This is a genomic window from Solwaraspora sp. WMMA2065 (assembly GCF_030345075.1).
Lineage (GTDB): Bacteria > Actinomycetota > Actinomycetes > Mycobacteriales > Micromonosporaceae > Micromonospora_E.
The window spans coordinates 3,526,344-3,542,615 of record NZ_CP128361.1; the positions used below are offsets into that span (position 1 = coordinate 3,526,344).

Below are 16,272 nucleotides of genomic sequence, written 5' to 3' on the forward strand. Positions count from 1 at the left end.
GGGATCAGTAGTATCACTCGGTGCCCCTTCATGTCACCCATCGTGATCTTGTGAAGAGCTTCGTTCGGCTGCTCGAGTCCGCAGAGGTCACCGCCGGCCAGGTCTCGAATCTGCTCCAGTTCTATGCCGTGGAATGTGGACTCAAGGCCGCAGCGCTGCGGCGGAGGAACCTACAGCGGACCGATCAGTTGCCCTCGGACCTGCTCAGCCATGACCTGCGGCGGCTCGCCAAAGAGCTCCGGCTCACGCCAGCCGCGTACCAGCGGCTCGTGGACTGCAAGCGCGTCGCCGTAGCGAACGCGCCCGCCCCGCCCGTTGCGGTAGCACAGCTGCATGAGGCATGGCGATACGGCGCGGGCCTGGATGCCGGTGGCGAGCGGAGCTGTGTGGCAGGCTTGGTATCCCTTGGCCAGTGGTGTCGGAAGGAGCTGGGCCGGTGAACGAGCGTTTGGACGTTTCTGGTCCCTCGCATCCTGACCACCTGTTCACCTGGCTCGATGTCAACCTGTACTTCGCCGCGCTGGCCCGACAAGGCCGGTGGCCGGGATGGCTGCGGGAGATCGACGCCTACTGGGACGGAGTGCGGGTCTCCGTCGCCCCGCTGACGCCGCCCGACGATGTCTGGCATTGGCTGCGCGAAGTGCTCGGACCACTTACCGTCGAACCCGCTCGCGGGTGCCTGCTACTCGATGACGCTGGCGAGGAGCGACCGCTCGCGGTGAGTATCGATCAGGACGACCCGCCCGCGCCTGGCGATCGGCGTCCGCGCTGGACGGATCGGCGGGTGGTCGCGGAGCTGGCGAACCCGCTGCCCGTTCCGACAACGCCATTGCCGCACGACATCCCGATCGTGGCCTTTCATTCATTCAAGGGCGGCGTCGGTCGAACTTTGCACTGTGTGGCGGCGGCTCAGAAACTTGCCTCAAGCGGGCAACGGGTACTGCTGATTGATGCCGATCTCGAAGCACCGGGTATAACCTGGATGATTGCCGAGTCGATTCGCATCGACTTTGCCTACGAAGATTTCCTCGCCCTCGTGCAAGGTTCGGTTGATTCATCATTCACGGAGGCAATCAGCCTCGGCCGGAAGTTCTTGGTGAACCAGGAAATCGACGGCGTGGTGGTGATGCCGGCCCGCCGAGATCACAGCCGGATATCACCACCGCAGATTGAGCCGGTCGACCTGTTGACCCCCGATCGCAGTCCTTACGTTCTTTCGAATGCACTTGCTCGACTCGGCCACGCGCTCGGTGCCGACGTCATCATGGTCGATCTGAGAGCCGGCGTGAGCGAACTGAGCGCACCCCTCCTACTGGATCCGCGGGTATTCAGGGTGTTCGTCACGACCATCAGCGACCAGTCGGTCAAGGGTACCGAACGAGTTCTCGCCGAGCTGGCGCAACGCGCACCTGCCCGCATGGAGAACGACCCCGACTGCGCACTTCTACTCACGCAGTTCAGCGGGCAGGACCATGGCGATCGGCTGGCAGAGGTAGCCGCCGACCTGCGGCGCGCCGCCTACGCCGTATCGTCAACGAGCCAAGCAGCTTCCACGGTTGACGCCGACATAGCGATTCCTTCAATGACAAGCGAGTTCAATCCGATACTGCTAAATCTTCCAGCCTCGTGGGAAGCCGTCACCGGACTGGCCGAACGCGCCAGACTCGCACAGCCGCTGACCCCATTGATCGATTCGTTGCCCCGCTTGAACCCCGGTGCGCCTGTGCCAGCAGAACCTGAGCCCGCCGATCTCGACGCGATCAGGTCGAGACTCGCGGCGGTCGCGGGAAACTTGGTCTTCGCAGAGACTTCTCCAGAGGTTGACTTCCTAGTCACCGACGCACTACGCAACCTCGCCGAAGCACACCGGACCGAGCCACCAATCGAAATCGTCGTCGGCGGAAAAGGTGCCGGGAAGACCTTCACGTACCTCCAGCTGTGCCGGAGGACGACATGGGCTGATTTTGCGGCTGCAGCCGGAGTCGACGATGCGACCCTGCGAATCCCAACAATCCCTGTCCTGGCGTCAACAAATTTGGGCGATCAATCGGCCACAGCGATCAACGAGAGACGCATCGCGGAAGCCAACAGGCTTACCGGCGGCGTAGCGGCCGGATCGCAGGCGGTCCGCGAAAACGTCGAGGACGCCCTGTCCGGCGAGCTGACATCGGGAGGTTGGCGGCGAGTATGGCTCACCTGCTTTGCCCGCGCAATCGGCCTGGACACCACCCCCGAACAGGTCGAGGAATCATTGGCCTCCTTTGCCCGCTCCAATTCAGTAATCTTCGTCATCGACGGGCTTGAGGACCTGTTCCCGGAGTTCGTCGAGGACAGCCGTCAACAGCGAGCCCTGCGCGCCCTGCTAGTCGACTGTCCGGAGTGGCTCCGCACCTTGCGGGGACGCCCACTGGGAATGGTGACCTTCGTCCGACGGGACCTCGTACAAAAGGCCATCCACCAGAACGTGGCACAGTTCGAGAAAAGATATGAGAAGTATGCACTGCGCTGGAACAGAGAGGAGGCGCTCAGACTGGCGGCATGGGTATGTCAGAGGGCCGGCGCGCTCACCGCATCCGCAGACAGCGTCCGCACCGCCACCGCCGATCAACTCTCCGACCAGATGAGCACTGTATGGGGCGACAAGATGGGGACTCCGAAATCAAAGGAAGCTCGATCAGATGTGTGGTTCTTCGCGGCACTTTCTGACTTCCGCCAACAGATCCAGGCCCGCGACATCGTCTCCTTCCTATCCGAGGCGGCCACCGCATCGACGGGCACCGACCGATGGTCGGATCGAATACTGACACCGGTCGCGATGCGTAGCGCACTACCTCGATGCAGTAGCCAGAAGATCGAAGCCATCAGTCTCGAAAACAGGCCGGTCGGTGCACTTTTGGACCGTCTCAGGTCGCTCGACGCCGATCGCCGCAAGCTCCCCTTCACCCTGGAATCTGTCGGTCTCACCGCAGAGCAGGCACAACTACTCGACGCAAACGGCGTGGTCTTCCGCGAGGCGGACCACTACTGGATTCCAGAGATCTTTCGCCATGGCCTTGGCTTCGACGTCGCGGGCGGCCGCCGCCCACGCGTCATCGCGGTGGCAAACCTGGTCCGCAGGCGCAACGACATCTTGGGGTAGACCGGTCCGGCCCGCCACTGCTCAGCCTCAGGCATCGACTGCCTCCCCACGCGCGCCCCCACCCCCGTGCTGAAGGGTGGGCACTGGCCCGCATCCCGGTGACAGCCGCCGTACTGCGCGGCCTGCCGGCGTCGGCCGCGCAGCCTGCCGGACGTCGCCGGCTTCCTGGTGCTGTCGGTGCTCACTCCCAACGTGCACGGACCATCGGTCTACTGCAGCTTGGATGGAAACTGCGGATCGACCGTGAACGCGAATAGATCCGTCGGGCAGGGGTAGGGCAACCCTGGACGGCGCCACGGACAACTGGACGTGACGCGGACGACCACCGGGGAGGCGACATGCGGATCGGCTACAAGCTGGCCACCGAGGCGTTCGGACCGGCCGACCTGATCGCTCAGGCTGTCCGGGCCGAGCAGGCCGGGTTCGACTTCGTCGAGATGAGCGACCACTTCCACCCGTGGCTGGACTCCCAGGGCCATTCGCCGTTCACCTGGAGTGTGCTCGGTGCGATCGCCGCCCGTACCGAACGGATCGGGCTGGCCACCGGCGTGACCTGCCCGAGCCTGCGTTACCACCCGGCGATCGTCGCCCAAGCCGCGGCGACCGTGGCGCTGCTGTCCGACGGCCGGTTCACCCTCGGCGTGGGTGCCGGCGAACGGCTCAACGAGCACGTCACCGGGGAACCGTTCCCGAGTGTGCACGGGCGGCACGAGCGGCTCCGCGAGGCGCTGGAGATCATCCGACTGCTCTGGTCCGGCGGCTACCACTCGTACCAGGGGAAGCACCTGCAGCTCGACGACGCGCGAGTGTTCGACCTGCCGCCGACCCCGCCGGTGATCGCGGTGGCCGCCAGCGGCTCGGAGTCCGCCCGGCTGGCCGCCGAGCTCGGCGACGGACTGTTCGCCACCGAGCCGAAGGGCTCGATCGTCGAGCACTACCGGCGGTCCGGCGGCGCCGGGCCGCGCTACGCCGAGGTGCCGATGGCCTGGGCGGTGGACGAGGAGCAGGCGGTCAAGGCGGCCTGGGAGTCCAGCCGTTGGGCGCTGACCGGCTGGAAGGTGATGAGCGAGTTGCCCAACCCGGTGAACTTCGAGGCGGCCTCGGCGATGGTCGACGCCGACGACATCGCCGCACACTTCAGCGTAGGGCCGGACCCGGCGGTGCACCTCGAGGCGGTCAAACCGTACGTCGATGCCGGTTTCGACCACATCGTGCTGCAGAACGCCGGGCCCGACCCGGACGGTTTCCTGGACTTCTTCGAGCGAGAGCTGGCCGACCGGCTGCGGGGGCTCGACCGGTGACGGCGGCCGGCTCAGGCGTCGGCGCCGCGGTTGTCAGGCGCGGGCCGGGCCGGAATAGTCGGGGGCGACGTAGACCGGCAGCCGCTCGCCCTGGCTGCGGGCGTAACGGCGGGTGTAGGTGACGGGCTTGACCCCGGGTCGGAGCGGCACCGTGTACTGCGTTGGCAAGGTGTCCGCGGCAGCGGCGAGGCGGCGGGGCGTCACCTCGCGACGTTGGTCATGCCACGGGCCACCCAGGAAGAGAACCTTCATATGCCGATCCTTGCCGGTTCAGCCAGCCCGCGCCTCATCCGTACGCACAATAACTATCAAATCCCGCCGGATCCGTCCGCCGCAGCCGGCCGGCCGGTGACAGCCCGTCCGGCCGGTGAAGCTCGGTCGGCTCAGCTGCCGGTGAACCGTGCCGGCCGTTTTTCCAGGAACGCGGACATCCCCTCCGCTCGGTCGGCGGTGGCGAACAATCCGTGAAAGACCCTCCGTTCGAACAGTAGCCCCTCACGCAGTCCGACCTCCTGCGCCCGCTGGACCGCCTCGCGGGCGGCGGTGACCGCGAGCCGGCTGTGCCCGGCGATCACCGCCGCCGCCGACCGGGCCTCGACGAGCAGTTGGTCGGCGGGCACGATCCGGGACACCAGGCCGCACTGCTCCGCCTCCCGGGCCGGCATCATCCGCCCGGTGAGGATCAGATCCATCGCCTTCGCCGTGCCGACCAGCCGGGTCAGCCGCTGGGTGCCGCCGATCCCGGGGATCACCCCGAGGGTGATCTCGGGCTGACCGAACCGGGCGTCCTCGGCGGCGAACACCAGGTCGCACATCATGGCCAGTTCGCAGCCACCGCCGAGCGCGTAGCCGGCGACCGCGGCGATCTTCGGTGTCCGGAACGCGGCGAACTCCTCCCAGCCGGCGAAGAGATCGGCCGTCATCGCCTGCACCGGGCTCATCGCCGCCATCTCTCGAATGTCGGCGCCGGCGGAGAAAAAGCCGTCCGACCCGGTAATCACGAAACAGCCGATGTCCGGGTCCCGGTCCAGTGGTCGCAGGGTCGCGAGAAGTTCGTCGCAGAGCGCGGTGGTGAGTGCGTTGCGGGCCGCGGGCCGGTGCAGCCGTACGGTGACCACGGCACCGTCCCGCTCGGTCGTCAGATGCATGTCGGTTCCTCCAGTCGGATTCGCAGGGTCGTCGGTCGGATGGTCCGTTTTCAGTCGGCCCAGTCCGGTTTCACGAGTCCCAGATCGCGCCGTAGGCGGGGATCCCCCGGCGTTCCAGCCCGTGGACCACCTGCCGGGTGAGCTTCTGGTTGGCGATGCAGATCACCGCTTCGGCGCCGGTGGCCTGCCATGCCTGGTAGGCCAGGGCCACCATGTCCGGCTTGCCACGCTGCGCGGTGTCCCAGATCGTGGCGTCGGGCTGCACCCGCAGGATCTCGTCGACCAGCTGGTCGCCGTAGGTCGTCCGCGGGCTGCGGGTGGACCAGACCAGGTGGGCCGGCACCTTGCCGGCCAGCAGATGCGGCAGCACCGGCCCGATGCCGCTGCCGGTGGCGACGTACACCACCCGGGTGAACAGCGTTTCGATGTTGGCCACGCCGGCGGTGGTGATGCCCTTGACCCAGATCCGGTTCGGCAGGTCGTCGATAAGGGAGCCGGTCCAGTCGCCGGCGCGGGACACCGTCAGCCGGAAGCCGCGCTCACCGGGCGCCGGCACGTTGGCGAACGAGTGCCATTCGAGCAGCGGACGACGGCTGATCGCGGTGGACGATCCGGCGAACGGGGTGGTGTGACCGAACGTCAGCATGGCCACGTGGCTCGACGGCCGGTCCACCTGCACCGGCACCCGGCGCAGCCGCAGCCACGGCAGGGCGACGCTGACGGTGAGCAGTGCCAGGGTCCACAGCGCCGGCGAGCCGAGCAGCGCGGCGGCCAACGGCCTCCCGTCGCGGGCACCGTCGACCACCAGCACCGTCTGGGCCCACAGGAGGATCAACGCGGCCCACCCGCCGAACCGGTGGACCCGCTCGAACAGGTCGTGCCAGCGGCCACGAACCGGCGGCAGCGCGGTCGTCACCATCGCCAGCAGCAGCGCGACCAACAGGTAGGACAGCACCAGTACGGCGGTGACGGCCCGGCCGGCCAACGCCTGCCGGGTGAGTTCGGCGACGTACCCGGCGAACCAGGCGGTGCCGGCGAGTGCGCCACCGACGTGCAGCCCACCGAAGTGGTAGACCTTGCCCAACCCCCAGCGCACCCGCAGCGGCCACCGGGTCGGCGCCCGGGTGGCCAGCCAGAACAGCAGGTTGATCATGTACTGCTGGCGGATCAGCACCGCCAGGGCGACGTTGGCCAGGGCGGCGTACGACAGGTTCGCCAGGCCGCCGTCGGTCGCCTGCCACCAGCCGCCGGTGGTCAGCGCGTAGTACAGCAGTGCGGCGTTGCCGGCCAGGACCAGCGCGGCCAGCCGGTGGTACGGCATCAGCCGGGGATGGCTGAGGATCCGGCGCTGCCACGGCAGCGGAGCCGGCAGGTCGGACCGAGCCGGATGGCTGGGCGGGGCCGGATTGCTGGGCGGGGCCGGGTTGCTGGGCGGGGCCGGGCGGTCCAGCGACCGGCGCAGCGCCCCCTTGTCGATCTTGCCCCGATCGGTCACCGGTAGCGACTCGAGGGCGTGCACCCGCTCGGGCACGCAGTAGTACGGCAGAGTCCGGGCGACCGCGGCCCGCGCCGCCGTCGGGTCAACGGTCGCCGGGGCGACGAACGACACGAGCGTACGGTCGTCGACCTTGATCGTCGCCGCCCGACGGCAACCCGGCACCGCTTCCAGGACGGCGGAGACCGAATCCAGCTCGACCCGGAACCCACGGACCTTGACCTGGTCGTCGGTGCGGCCAAGGTGCTCCAACTCACCGTCGGGGGTCCAGCGTCCGAGATCCCGAGTACGGAACATCATCCGTCCACCGCCGAGGAACGGATCCGGGACGTACCGCTGCCCGGTGAGCTCGGGATCGCCGAGGTAGCCGACCGACACGCAGTCACCACCCGCCCACATCTCCCCCACCTCGCCGATCGCGCAGGGCCGGCGGTCGGCGTCCAGCACGTACACCGTGTTGTTCGGGGTCGGCCGGCCGATGGTGAGCTGTTCGGAGGCGGGGTCGTGCCGGTGCATGGTGTTGACGATGGTGGTCTCGGTCGGTCCGCAGCCGTTGTAGAAGACCGCCTGTCGGGCCCACCGGTCGGCCAGCTCCCGTGGACACGGTTCACCGGCCACGGCGACCACCTTGACCCGTGGGCACCGGTCCGGGTCGACGGCGCCCAGCACGCTCGGGGTGGCGATCACCACGTCCACCGTCTCGACCGTCGCCGCGATGTCGCTCCCCCGGACGACCAGGGTTCCGCCGTGGCTGAGGCAACCGAGGATCTCCCAGGCGGCCATGTCGAAGGCGATGCTGAGAATCTGCCCGACCCGCCACCCCGGCTGGATGCCCAGGTCGCCGGGGGCGGTCAGGAGCAGGTTGCACACGTTTCGATGGGTGACGGTGACCCCATTGGGTCGGCCGGTGGTGCCGGAGGTGAACAGCACGTAGCAGCCGTCGTCCGGGCTGGTCGGACCGGTCGGGACGACCGGGTACGCCGAGTCCGCCAGCGGCTGGGTGAGCAGCTCGTCGACGGCGATCAGCATCCGGCCCGGCAGGTGCGGCAGCTGACCCGCCGTCTCGGTGGTGGTCAGCACGATCCGGATGCCGGCGGTGTCGGTGACGTGCCGCAGGTGGGCCTCGGTGGCCACCCCGGCGTGCTGGGGCACGTACGCCGCGCCGGCCTTCAGGGTGGCGAGGATGCCGACCACCATGGGGATCGACCGGCGCGTGAACACGCCGACCCGGTCACCCGGACCTACCCCGTGGGCGATCAGCCGGGCGGCGAGACGGTCCGCCTGCCGGTCCAGCTGTCGGTAGGTGATGCGCTCGTCGAGGTGCTCGACGGCGACCGTGTCGGGGGTGAGGACGGCCCACTGTTCGATCGCGTGCTGGATGTGGGTGGAGACGATCGGCTCAGCCGGACCGTAGCCGAACCGACGGAACAACTGTCTGTCCTGGTCGGACAGGATGGCCAACGGTCCGGTGCCGACCGCAGCGGTGGCGATCCCGGGAATGCCGCGTTGCCGCACGGCGCTGGCCCGGAATCGGGTCGCTGGTCGACCGGAACCACGCTGTGGCATGACTGTTCCTCCTCAATGCTCTGCACCGACCGGGGGACGGCGCGCCTCCGACCCATCGAAGCATAGAAATACATTTTCGACCATATGCAGTGATGATTAATGATAAATACAGAAGAAATGTGATAAATAGTTAAAATCGGGCGGATTCGCTGTAGTCCGCGACTGTCGCTGCCCGGTCGAGGTACGGCACACTCCCCCTGGTGCGAGAGATACTGATCATCGGAATCGGGGCCGGCGATCCCGACCACCTGACCGTGCAGGCGATCGAGGCGCTGCGTCGGGTCGACGTGTTCTTCCTGCTCGACAAGGGCGCGGTCAAGCAGGACCTGGCCGCGTTGCGGCAGGAGATCCTGCGCCGGCACACCACCGGGGCGTACCGGGCGGTCGAGATCGCCGACCCGGAGCGGGACCGGACCGCGACGGACTACCGGGCCGCGGTCGAGGACTGGCGCCGACGCCGCGCCGACCGGTACGCCCAGCTGATTCGCGACGAACTACCCGACGGCGACTGCGGCGCCTTCCTGGTCTGGGGCGACCCCGCGCTGTACGACAGCACCCTCGCCATCCTCGACGATCTGCGGGAACGCGACGTCGTCGAGTTCGACCACCAGGTGATCCCGGGCATCAGCAGCGTCGCCGCGCTGACCGCCCGGCACCGGATCGCGCTGAACCGGATCGGCTGCCCGGTCCAGATCACCACCGGCCGTCGGCTCGCCGACGAGGGCTTCCCGACCGGCGTGGACGACCTGGTGGTGATGCTCGACGCGCAGTGCGCCTTCACCCGACTCGCCGACGCCGACAGCATCGACATCTACTGGGGCGCGTACCTCGGCACCCCGGACGAGATCCTGATCGCCGGCCCGGTGCACCGGGTCGCCGACCGGATCGTCACCGCCCGCGCCGAGGCCCGCCGCCGCAAGGGCTGGATCATGGACACCTACCTGCTACGGCGTACCCTTGTCCAGACAACCGGACAGCACCAGAAGACCGGACACCAGACGCGAGCGATCAGGTAGCCGTTGACTTCCTCCGCGGAAGGACTCTGATGACCGACCAGGCCCGGCCGGTCGACCGGGACAGCCCGATGCCGCTGTGGGCACAGCTGCACGACGACCTGGTCCGCCGGTTGACCGCTGGCGGGTTCGCCGCCGGCTTCCCCGGCGAGCACGAACTGGTTGACGAGTACGGCGTCAGCCGGCACACGGTACGGGAGGCGTTGCGCCGGCTACGCCAGGCCGGGGTGCTGGACTCGGCCCGGGGTCGGCGTACCGCCGTCCACCAGCAGCGGATCGAGCAGCCGCTCGGCGCTCTCTACTCGCTCTTCGACGAAGTGCAGGCTCGCGGGATGCGCCAGCGCAGCGAGGTGCTCGGCCGCGACCTGCGGGTTGACGTCGCCATCGCGGCCCGGCTCGGGCTGGATCCGGACACCCGATTCGTGCACCTGGAGCGGCTCCGGTTCGCCGACGACGAACCGTTGGCCGCCGATCGGGTCTGGCTGCTGGCCGAGTTGGCCCGGCCGCTGCTCACCGCCGACCTGACCGGTACCGGCATCTACGGCGAGCTGGCCAGGCACGGCGTCCGGGTCACCGACGGCGAGGAACGCATCCACGCCATCGTGCCCACCGCCGAACAGCGTCGACGGCTGGGCGGCGGCGGCCTGCTCGCCGTCGAACGGATCGGCCGGACCGACGGACGGCCCGTCGAATGGCGGGAGACCTTCGTCCGCGGCGACCGGTTCAGCCTGGTCGCCAGCTGGGCACCGCACCGGGCGTACCAGTTGCGGGTGGCCGACGGATCCCCGCTGCGCTCGCCCGCCGGGCGCTGACCGTGCGGGTCGCCCGGCTGATCTCCCTGGTCCTGTTGCTGCAGTCCCGGGAGACGATGACTGCTGCGGAACTGGCCCGCGAGCTGGAGGTTTCCGAGCGCACCATCTACCGCGACGTGCTGGCGCTGTCCGCCGCCGGGGTGCCGGTCTACGCCGACCAGGGCCGGGCCGGCGGGTACCGACTGGTGGACGGCTACCGGACCCGGCTGACCGGTCTGAGCCGGGCCGAGGCGGAGACGCTGTTCCTGTCCGGGCTGCCCGGCCCGGCCGATGAGATGGGCCTCGCCGACGTACTCGGGGTAGCCCAGCTCAAGGTGACCGCCGCGCTGCCGGTCGGGCTGCGCGACGCCGCCGGCCGGGCCCGCCAGCGGTTCCATCTGGACGCGCCCGGCTGGTTCCGGCAGGCCGATCCGCCGCCTGCGCTGGCCGACCTGGCCCGCGCCACCTGGCAGGACCAGGTGGTCCGCCTCAACTACCGGCGGAGCGGCACCGAGGTGGTCAGAACGGTTCAGCCGTACGGTCTGGTGCTCAAGAACGGCACCTGGTACCTGGTTGGCCAGGTCGACGACGTCGGCCGGGTCCCCGACCCCGGCCGGGTCGACGACGGGCACCGGATCTACCGGGTGGACCGGATCGCGGTGGTTGACCCGACCGGCAACGTCTTCGACCGCGACCACCGCTTCGACCTGGCTGCGGTGTGGGCGGCCGGCACCGCCGACTTCGTCCGCAGCGTGCTGGTCGACGAGGTCACCGTACGGCTGAGTCCGGCCGGGCTGCGGGCGCTGCGCTGGGCGGTGGAGGCGCCGGCCGCCCAGGCAGCGCACGAGGCGGCCGGGCCACCCGACGCTCAGGGCTGGGTGCACACCCGGCTGCCGGTCGAGTCGCCCGACGTGGCGTACAGCCAACTGCAGGCGCTCGGTCCGGAGGTGGAGGTGCTCGCCCCGCCCCCGCTACGGGACCGGATGCGCGACGCCGCCCGCCGGCTCGCCGCGCTGTACGGCGAGACCGCCGGTCAGCGGTAACCGGTGGTGTCCGCCGGCCGGCCGGTCTCGACGACCTCGACGATGTAGCGGTACGCGTCCGGGCTGCTGCCGTCGACGTCGGTGAAGCCGTACTCGCGGGCCAGCTGCCCACTGGACAGTGACCGCCCGGTGAACCGGGACACCTGCGGATCGGCGGCGAGCGCGACCACTGCCCGACCGACCAGCGCCGGTGTCTCGGAGATGGCGAAGTGCGGGTCCTTGGCGGTGCCGTCGCGCCAGTTCGCCTCGGTCACCCCGAAGTGCTCCAGCATCGCCTCGGACCGGATCCAGCCAGGGCTGAGCGCGACCGCCGTCGCACCGTACGGCCGCAGCTCCTCGGCCTGAGCGAAGGCCAACCGGATGACGGCGTTCTTGGCCGTGTCGTAGAAGACCGACTCGCGGTAGTGGGTGCCGTTGTAGTCGGCGGTGCCGTCGGTCATCTCAACCACCAGCCCGCCCGGCTGGCGGATCAGCAGCGGCAGCGCGAAGTGGCTGGTGATCAGGTGGGTGTCGATGGCGAGCCGCAGTGTGCGTAGGCCGCGGTCCAGCGGCTGTTCCCAGATCGGCGACTCGAAGTCGGTCAGGTGGTCGGCCCCCCAGATGTCGTTGACCAGCACGTCGAGCCGGCCCTGTTCGCGGTCGATCCGCTGCACCAGGGCACGGACCTGGTCCGGGTCCAGGTGGTCGGTGGGCACCGCGACGCCGGTGCCGCCGGCGGCGTCGACGAGCTCGGCGGTCTCCTCGATGGTCTCCGGACGGTCCATCTCGGAACGCTGCCGTCGGGTGCTGCGGCCGGTGACGTAGACGGTGGCGCCGGCGGCACCGAGTTCGATCGCGGTCCGCCGGCCGGCGCCCCGGGTCGCTCCGGCGACCAGCGCCGTCCTGCCGTTCAGTGGTGTGGACATGCCGCTGACGGTGCCAGCAAAACCTGACATCCGACGTCAGCTTTTCCAGAGAACAGCAGCCTGGTTGACTCCATCGAATGTGGTCGATACATTGCCGTCACGATGAGAAAGCCCTTTCCCGCCTCACTGTGGGGGCGCTAACCGGCAGCAGTCTCCGACAAATCCAGGAGGTTCCATGACAGCCACCAGATGGCGGCGCTGGCGTACCGGCGTCGTGGCGCTCGCCACGACCGCCATGGTCGCAACCGGCGCGGCGGTTGGCGTGCAGTACGCCGCAGCTGCCACCGTCGACACCGGCGCCTGGTACGTGATGCTCAGCCGGCACAGCGGCAAGGCAATCGATCTCTACGGCGGGGCAACCCATGACGGCGCACCGATCGTCCAGTGGACGCGCAACGACAGCGCGGCGCAGCAGTGGCAGTTCGTTGACGTCGGCAGCGGCTACTACAAGATCAGATCTCGGCACAGCGGCAAGTACCTGGAGCTGCCGAACGCGGTCGACGGGGCCCAGCTGATTCAGAACTACGACAACGGCAGCACCCGGCAGCACTTCCGGCTCGCCGACTCGGACAGCGGCTACGTCCGCTTCATCAGCCGGCACAGCAACAAGGCTCTCGATGTGTGGCAGTGGTCCACCTCGGACGGCGGAATCATCTCGCAGTACCAGGACGTCAACGGCTGGAACCAGCAGTGGCAGATGGTCCGGTTGGACAGCTCCGGCGGCTGCGGGTCCGGCTCGTTCAACGCCGAAGCCGTACAGAACGGGTCGACCTGGACGGCGCGCAACGGCGGCAGCACCGTCTACACCGGCTCCAGCATGCTGTCGGCCATGCAGGCCGCGGTGAACAGCCTGTCGGCCGGGCGCAACAGCAAGCAGAAGGTCGTCGTCCGCGGCTCCGGGTCGATCAGCGCCGGCTCCCGGCTGTCGCTGCCGTCGTACACCGTCCTGGAGGTCTGCGGCACGGTCAACGTGACCGGTTCCGGCTCCGGCGACCAGGCCGTGGTGTACGCCCGCGGCGTCACCGACGTCGAGGTGACCCGGCTCAACATCACCGGCAATCCGCTGTACGGGATCTTCATCCGCAACGGCAACAACATCACCCTCGGCCAGATCGACATCCGGGTCACCGCCGGCCTGGGCATCCGGATCGACAACCACGGTGACCGCAGCCAGCGCTCCCGCAACGTGCGGATCGACAACGTGTACGTGCAGGGCACCAGCAACCACGGGGTCGAGACGTACGGGGTCGACGGACTGACGGTCGGCACCGTCACCGCACGCAACACCGGCTACTCCGGCCTGATACTCAACGACACCATCAACGCGACCGTCGGCACCGTCGACGCGCAGGGCGCCGGCACCGGCACCGGGTACGCCGGGTTCCGGATGGCCAACCGCAACGGCCGGGTCGGCGACAGCTACCCGACGAACATCCGGGTCGGTACGGTCATCGCCCGGGGCGGTGGCCGGGGCATCTTCTGCGTGTCGGAGTCCGGCGGTGCGGTCATCGACCGGATCGACATCTCCGGCACCGGCAGCAACTCGATCCTGCTGGAGAACTGCTACAACGTGACCATCGCGGCGGTCTCCGGTACGGTCAACGGCTCGGACGTACGGATCGCCTCGCGCACCGAGTTCCCGGTGTCGCGCGACATCACCCTGCAGAACCTGACGCTGACCAACTCGCAGATCAACGAGAACCCGTGCGGGCAGAACATCGTGATCCGCAACATCGCCCTGAACAACTCGACCATCAACCGCTGCTGACCGTTCCCTGTCCACTGAACGCCGGACGCCGGGTGCCTATCGCTCGGTGCCCGACGGCGACCGGCTGATCCGGCGCAGGCCGATGACCTGGCGCAGCAGCAGAACCACCACGAGTACCGCCGCGACCGCCGGCCAGCCCCACGGATAGCGTTCGGTCTCGACGACGAACGCCACCGCGCCATCGCCACCGACTCCGGTGCCCAGTTGACCGTGGACCGCGTACCGGCCGTAGACGGGGAAGTCGACCGGCGCGGTGACCACGATGGCTCGGCCCGCACCGGTGGCCAACGGCGCGGACGCCGGCCCGGGCGGTTCGACGATCACCGTCGGCCGCCCGGGCCGGCCGGACAGCAGTGACAGGCGTAGTTCGTCGGCGTCGACCGGGCCGTCGTTGCGAACGTCGACATCCAGCCGGATCTCACTGGACAGACCGAACAGCGCCGGCCAGTCCCAGCCGGTCGGCACAACGGTCACGTCGGTGATGTGCAGCCGGGCGGGGCCGGAGACCGTCGGTGCCAGCGGGGCGGCCGACCCGACGATGTCGATCGGGACGCTGCCGGTAACCGGCAGCACCGGCCCGGTGCCGGACCCACCGGCGTCGACGGTCCGGGCCCGGACCACGCATGGGCAGGCCACCGGGGGCTCCACCAGGACGAGCCGACTGGTCACCGCGTCGGCCCCCGGCACATGCAGTTGGCTGGCCTCGCTGGCGGCGCAGTCGACCGACCCGCGCGCGGCACGGTTGCCGCAGATCTCCAGCTGAACGTTCCCGGCCGGCCAGCCGGTGAGGGTGACGGTCAGCCACTCGCCGACCGCCGCGCTGGCCGCGTCCACGCTGACCTGCGGCGGGGCGGCGACCGCCGGGGCCGACGGCAGACCGCCGGCCCCGGCGATCAGGACCAGCGCGAGGGCACCCACCGAGGTCCGGCGACCGGTCATCGCGCGGGCGACGAGGCGGGCGACGACGAGGCGGCACCGTCTTCGGCGGGCTCGACGTCCGGCGAACCGTTCGAGGCGGGGGTGACCGCAGGCGAAGCCGGGGTGGCCACGGCTGCGGCCGCGCGGCGGGCACGCCAGCGGCGTACCCCGAACCACCCGGCGAGGGCGACGATCGTGGCGAGCAGCAACCACGGCGGTGCCCAGATACCGGCGGTACGGGTGACCGGTGGCAACGCCTCGTCCACGGTGGTCGGGGCCAGGTCGACGGTGGCGGTCAGCCGCAGCGCCGGCGGTACGCCGGTGATCTTCTCGGTCACCGTGAAGGTGCTGCCGGGCAGCAGTTCGGGCAGGTCGACCGGATCGGTGCGGGCCAGCTCCCAGCCCAGCGGGCCGTCCAGCAGCACCGCGCCCGTACCACCGACACGGATGTTCCCGGTGTTGCGCACCTGGTAGGTGACCTCCACGTCACCGTCGCCCAGCGGGTTGACCGGGTCGTCGTAGCTGATGCTCATCGATTCGATGTTGACCGCTGGCAGGACCGGGCCGTCGACCCGCAGGTAGACCCGGGCGGCGACCCGCTGGTCGACGTTGACCTGCTGGCCGCTGGCGTCGGTACGGAGTTGGGCGATCGAACCGATCACCCCGCCGGCGTGGTCGCCGGGTGTCGCGTTGGCCGGCACCGTCAGGCGGAACGGGATGTCCAGCCGCTCACCGCCCGGGATCGCGTACTCCCGCTGGTCGAAGTGGATCCAGGTGCCGACGTCGGTGGCCGGTTGGTCGGCCGGGAGCAGGGCGAACGCACCGTCGTCGGTGAGGAACCCGTCAGTGCCGTACACGGTGAACGTCCGGTCCTGGTCGCCGAGGTTGCGCACCGCGACGTGGTCGGTGATCTCCGCGCCCGGGGCGAGGTCGTAGACGAAGTAGTTGCGTCCGGTCGGCCCGTCCGCGCTGGACGGCTGTACCGCCCAGGTGACCGCGTCGGCCGGAGCCGGACCGGCCGGCTGCGCGGCGGCCGGGGTGGCGCCGGGCAACGCGAGCAGCCCGGCCACCAACAGGCCGATGGCGGCGCGGCGACGGTGCGGGCGACGGGCGGGCGGGGCGGACATCGGGCACTCCAGTCGGTCCGGTGGCCGGTGCGGGACCGTTGCGGCCCCGCACCGGCCG

13 protein-coding genes are annotated in these 16,272 nt (G+C 69.5%); 7 read left to right on the forward strand and 6 right to left on the reverse strand.

All coding sequences use genetic code 11. The features are described from left to right. Positions 1–50 precede the first annotated feature (50 nt). The 3 genes from O7610_RS15935 to O7610_RS15945 all read left to right on the forward strand — a co-directional run bounded on the left by O7610_RS15935 (position 51) and on the right by O7610_RS15945 (position 4,440). Positions 51–440, forward strand: a complete 390-nt coding sequence (locus O7610_RS15935; protein ID WP_281551526.1) for a hypothetical protein — start codon at positions 51–53, stop codon at positions 438–440. Beyond that, positions 437–3,139, forward strand: a complete 2,703-nt coding sequence (locus tag O7610_RS15940; protein ID WP_289211270.1) for a KGGVGR-motif variant AAA ATPase — start codon at positions 437–439, stop codon at positions 3,137–3,139. The genes O7610_RS15935 and O7610_RS15940 overlap by 4 nt, the downstream gene beginning before the upstream one ends. A gap of 338 nt (positions 3,140–3,477) precedes the next feature. Further along, positions 3,478–4,440 carry a TIGR03557 family F420-dependent LLM class oxidoreductase gene (locus O7610_RS15945; RefSeq protein WP_289211271.1) on the forward strand — a complete coding sequence of 321 codons (963 nt, stop codon included), beginning with the start codon at positions 3,478–3,480 and terminating at the stop codon, positions 4,438–4,440. Between the two features lie 33 nt (positions 4,441–4,473). Here the strand turns inward: O7610_RS15945 and O7610_RS15950 are convergent, their stop codons facing one another. The 3 genes from O7610_RS15950 to O7610_RS30890 all read right to left on the reverse strand — a co-directional run bounded on the left by O7610_RS15950 (position 4,474) and on the right by O7610_RS30890 (position 8,649). Beyond that, the gene (locus tag O7610_RS15950) at positions 4,474–4,692 is read right to left on the reverse strand and encodes a hypothetical protein (RefSeq protein WP_278174201.1); all 219 of its coding nucleotides are present in this window, start codon (positions 4,690–4,692) and stop codon (positions 4,474–4,476) included. A gap of 131 nt (positions 4,693–4,823) precedes the next feature. Further along, entirely contained in the window at positions 4,824–5,588 is a 765-nt protein-coding gene (locus O7610_RS15955; protein WP_281551529.1) for an enoyl-CoA hydratase-related protein, read from the reverse strand. Between the two features lie 70 nt (positions 5,589–5,658). After that, complete coding sequence (locus O7610_RS30890) at positions 5,659–8,649, reverse strand: amino acid adenylation domain-containing protein (protein WP_502959029.1); 2,991 nt, start codon at positions 8,647–8,649, stop codon at positions 5,659–5,661. 200 nt (positions 8,650–8,849) lie between these two features. Between O7610_RS30890 and cobF the strand changes: the two genes are divergently transcribed. Genes cobF through O7610_RS15980 form a run of 3 tightly spaced genes read left to right on the forward strand, consistent with a single transcriptional unit; the run spans position 8,850 to position 11,496 of the window. Further along, a complete protein-coding gene (cobF, locus tag O7610_RS15970; protein WP_281551530.1) occupies positions 8,850–9,665 on the forward strand; it encodes a precorrin-6A synthase (deacetylating) in 816 nt (271 codons plus the stop codon). Between the two features lie 29 nt (positions 9,666–9,694). Next, positions 9,695–10,474, forward strand: coding sequence for a GntR family transcriptional regulator (locus tag O7610_RS15975; RefSeq protein WP_289211272.1), 780 nt, complete (start codon positions 9,695–9,697; stop codon positions 10,472–10,474). Positions 10,475–10,476: 2 nt separating this feature from the next. Next, positions 10,477–11,496 carry a helix-turn-helix transcriptional regulator gene (locus tag O7610_RS15980; RefSeq protein ID WP_289211273.1) on the forward strand — a complete coding sequence of 340 codons (1,020 nt, stop codon included), beginning with the start codon at positions 10,477–10,479 and terminating at the stop codon, positions 11,494–11,496. Here the strand turns inward: O7610_RS15980 and O7610_RS15985 are convergent. Further along, complete coding sequence (locus tag O7610_RS15985; protein WP_281551533.1) at positions 11,487–12,401, reverse strand: SDR family oxidoreductase; 915 nt, start codon at positions 12,399–12,401, stop codon at positions 11,487–11,489. The two genes, O7610_RS15980 and O7610_RS15985, sit on opposite strands and share 10 nt — an antisense overlap. 175 nt (positions 12,402–12,576) lie before the next feature. Here O7610_RS15985 and O7610_RS15990 point away from each other — a divergent pair, with 175 nt between their 5' ends. Further along, on the forward strand, positions 12,577–14,169 hold the full coding sequence (locus O7610_RS15990; protein WP_289211274.1) for an RICIN domain-containing protein: 1,593 nt from the start codon (positions 12,577–12,579) through the stop codon (positions 14,167–14,169). A gap of 36 nt (positions 14,170–14,205) precedes the next feature. On the opposite strand, the gene O7610_RS15995 is transcribed toward O7610_RS15990, so the two are convergent. Continuing rightward, positions 14,206–15,108: a hypothetical protein gene (locus tag O7610_RS15995; protein WP_289211275.1), complete on the reverse strand. Its 903-nt coding sequence runs from the start codon at positions 15,106–15,108 to the stop codon at positions 14,206–14,208. Next, positions 15,105–16,214 carry a WxL protein peptidoglycan domain-containing protein gene (locus O7610_RS16000; protein WP_281551536.1) on the reverse strand — a complete coding sequence of 370 codons (1,110 nt, stop codon included), beginning with the start codon at positions 16,212–16,214 and terminating at the stop codon, positions 15,105–15,107. Before O7610_RS16000 ends, O7610_RS15995 begins: the two co-directional genes overlap by 4 nt. Positions 16,215–16,272: the final 58 nt, after the last annotated feature.

Excerpts from the sequence above, each read along its gene's own strand:
- O7610_RS15945 (WP_289211271.1), top strand. The coding sequence starts at position 3,478 with ATGCGGATCGGCTACAAGCTGGCCACCGAGGCGTTCGGACCGGCCGAC.
- O7610_RS15950 (WP_278174201.1), bottom strand. The coding sequence starts at position 4,692 with ATGAAGGTTCTCTTCCTGGGTGGCCCGTGGCATGACCAACGTCGCGAG.
- O7610_RS15955 (WP_281551529.1), bottom strand. The coding sequence starts at position 5,588 with ATGCATCTGACGACCGAGCGGGACGGTGCCGTGGTCACCGTACGGCTG.
- O7610_RS30890 (WP_502959029.1), bottom strand. The coding sequence starts at position 8,649 with ATGCCACAGCGTGGTTCCGGTCGACCAGCGACCCGATTCCGGGCCAGC.
- O7610_RS15975 (WP_289211272.1), top strand. The coding sequence starts at position 9,695 with ATGACCGACCAGGCCCGGCCGGTCGACCGGGACAGCCCGATGCCGCTG.
- O7610_RS15985 (WP_281551533.1), bottom strand. The coding sequence starts at position 12,401 with ATGTCCACACCACTGAACGGCAGGACGGCGCTGGTCGCCGGAGCGACC.
- O7610_RS15990 (WP_289211274.1), top strand. The coding sequence starts at position 12,577 with ATGACAGCCACCAGATGGCGGCGCTGGCGTACCGGCGTCGTGGCGCTC.
- O7610_RS15995 (WP_289211275.1), bottom strand. The coding sequence starts at position 15,108 with ATGACCGGTCGCCGGACCTCGGTGGGTGCCCTCGCGCTGGTCCTGATC.
- O7610_RS16000 (WP_281551536.1), bottom strand. The coding sequence starts at position 16,214 with ATGTCCGCCCCGCCCGCCCGTCGCCCGCACCGTCGCCGCGCCGCCATC.